Source organism: Micromonospora sp. NPDC003776 (assembly GCF_053605645.1).
Window position 1 is genome coordinate 1 of sequence record NZ_JBSGJR010000784.1, and the last position, 2,530, is coordinate 2,530.

At 77.2% G+C, this 2,530-nt stretch carries 2 protein-coding genes and 1 pseudogene; 2 read left to right on the forward strand and 1 reads right to left on the reverse strand.

What is annotated here, in order from left to right; translation table 11 throughout:
- Both ACWEVO_RS34850 and ACWEVO_RS34855 read left to right on the forward strand, forming a co-directional pair.
- Positions 1-744, forward strand: a 744-nt coding sequence (locus tag ACWEVO_RS34850; protein ID WP_452311665.1) for a tyrosine-type recombinase/integrase, incomplete at its 5' end; no start/stop codon positions are given.
- Between the two features lie 102 nt (positions 745-846).
- Complete coding sequence (locus ACWEVO_RS34855) at positions 847-2,028, forward strand: aminotransferase class V-fold PLP-dependent enzyme (RefSeq protein ID WP_452311666.1); 1,182 nt, start codon at positions 847-849, stop codon at positions 2,026-2,028.
- A gap of 47 nt (positions 2,029-2,075) precedes the next feature.
- Here ACWEVO_RS34855 and ACWEVO_RS34860 read toward each other — a convergent pair.
- Positions 2,076-2,530: pseudogene (locus tag ACWEVO_RS34860) on the reverse strand (murein hydrolase activator EnvC family protein); the annotation flags it as partial.

Consider the following 2,530-nt stretch of genomic DNA (forward strand, 5'->3'; position numbering starts at 1 on the left):
GCCGCCCTCCTCCCCCCCCCCGGGCCCCCCCCCCCCCCCCGCCCCCGGCCCCCCGGGCTGGTCCCCCCCGCCGGGCGCGCGCTCCGGGGGCCCCGTTTGTGGGCGCCCCGGCGGGGGGCCGAGGGCCGGGGATCGCCGGGAGCGGCGCCCTCCACGGCAGCGGCGGCACGAGACGCCGATGCCGCCCCGGACGGGGGCCACGAGCGGGACGGGGCAGCGACCCTCGCCGCGAGCGACGAGGCGGTGGTGCTGCGCGACCGGTTGCTGCTGGAACTGCTCTACGGCACCGGGGTGCGGATCAGCGAGGCGTGCGGCCTCGACCTCACCGACGTCGACCACGGCCGCCGGGTGGTACGCGTGCTGGGCAAGGGCGGGCGGGAGCGGGCCGTGCCGTACGGGGTGCCGGCGCAGCGGGCGCTGGACGCGTGGCTGGAGCAGGGCAGGCCGGCGCTGGCGGGTGCCGGCTCGGGCCCGGCGCTGCTGCTCGGGGCGCGGGGCGGGCGGCTCAACCCGACCACGGCCCGCCGGATCGTCGCCGGGTACGCCGCGGCCGCCGGCCTGCCCCGGACGACGCCGCACGCGCTGCGGCACTCCGCCGCCACCCACCTCCTGGAGGGCGGCGCGGACCTGCGGGCCGTGCAGGAGCTGCTCGGGCACTCCTCGCTGGCCAGCACGCAGATCTACACGCACGTGTCGGTGGAGCGGCTGCGGGCGGCGTACCGGCAGGCGCATCCGCGGGCGTGATCGTCGGGCCGACCGAACTCGCGGGACGCGGGTGGCACCGCGCCCGGTGGGCGGGGCGGAAGAACCGTCAGTTGATGATCCACGGCGGGCTACGATCGGCCGATGACGGTCCCGCAGCCGCCCGAGCCGATCCCCGGGGCTCGGCTGCTCTTCTCTCTCGACCCGTCGGTCAGCCACCTCAACCACGGGTCGTTCGGCGCGGTCCCGATCGGGGTGCAGCGCGCCCAGCAGCGACTGCGTGACGAGATGGAGTCGAATCCGCTGCGCTTCTTCACCCAGGGCCTCGTCGACCGGATCACGCACACCCGGCGGCACCTGGCCAATTTCCTGGGTGCCGACCCGGACGGTACGGCGCTGGTGGGCAACGCCACGACGGGGGTGGCCGTGGTGCTCCAGTCCCTCGGCCTGCGCCCCGGCGACGAGGTGCTGAGCACCGACCACGGGTACGGGGCGGTGGCGTTCTCCGTCGCGCGGGAGTGCGAGCGGACCGGGGCGGTGTCCCGGACGCTGCCGGTGCCGCTGGCCGCCACCGACGAGGAGGTGGTCGAGATCATCCGGGCGGGGCTGCGGCCGGGGCGTACCCGGCTGCTGATCATCGACCAGATCACCTCGCCGACGGCCCGGCTCTTCCCGACCGCCGCGATCGTCGGCGTGGCCCGGGAGCGGGGGGTGCCGGTGCTGGTCGACGGCGCGCACGCCCCGGGCATGCTGCCGATCACGGTCGCCTCGATCGGCGCGGACTTCTGGGTCGGCAACCTGCACAAGTGGGCGTACGCGCCCCGGGGGACGGCGGCGTTGGTGGTGGCCGAGCCGTGGCGGGAGCGGATCCAGCCGCTGGTGGTCTCCTGGGAGCAGGACAGCGGCTTCCCCGCCCGGGTCGAGTGGCAGGCGACGCTGGACTACACCCCGTGGCTGGCCGCCCCGGTGGGGCTGTTCACCCTGCGCAGCCTCGGCCTGGACCGGGTACGCGCGCACAACGCCGCGCTGGCGGCGTACGGGCAGCGGGTGGTCGCGGACGCCCTCGGGGTGGCGCCGGCCGACCTGCCGGAGCCCGGCGGGCCGACGGTGGCCATGCGACTGGTGCCGCTGCCGCCCGGGGTCGCCACCACGATCGACGCGGCGCGGGTGTTGCGCGCCCGGATCGCGGAGCAGCTCGCCGCCGAGGTGTCGGTGGCCGGCTGGAACGGGCGGGGCTGGTTGCGCCTGTGCGGCCAGGTCTACAACACGCCCGACGAGTACGACCGGCTGGCCGTCCGCCTCCCCGCGCTGCTCGCCCAGGGCTGACCCGGCGCTGCCCCGGACGCCGTGCCCGACGGATCGTGGGCTGACGGGTCGAGCGGGAGCAGCCGGACCGGGCCGAGACCGAGCAGGGCGAGCGGGTCGAGGTATTCGTCGCCCCGGCGCAGTCCCCAGTGCAGGCACGCCTCCACCGGGCAGCCGGGGTGACCGGCGAGCAGGGTGCCGATCGGGGTGCCGAGCGCCACCCGGGCGCCGGGCGACAGCCCGGGGAGGACTGGCTCATAGGCGGTCCGCAGCCCACCGGCGTGGCCGACGGTGACCACCGGGCGCCCGGCGACCGGACCGGCGAAGAGGATCACACCGGGGCCGGCGGCGCGGACCCCGGCTGCCGGCGTGGCGGCGAGGTCCACGCCGCGGTGACCGGGCAGCCAGGGCTGCGGGGGTGGATCGAAGCGGCGCACCGGCCGGGTGGTGGGCACCCAGCAGGGGATGGAGGACATCACGGGCTTCTCCGTCACCTCTGACGGCAAGGTTCGGGCACAGGTCG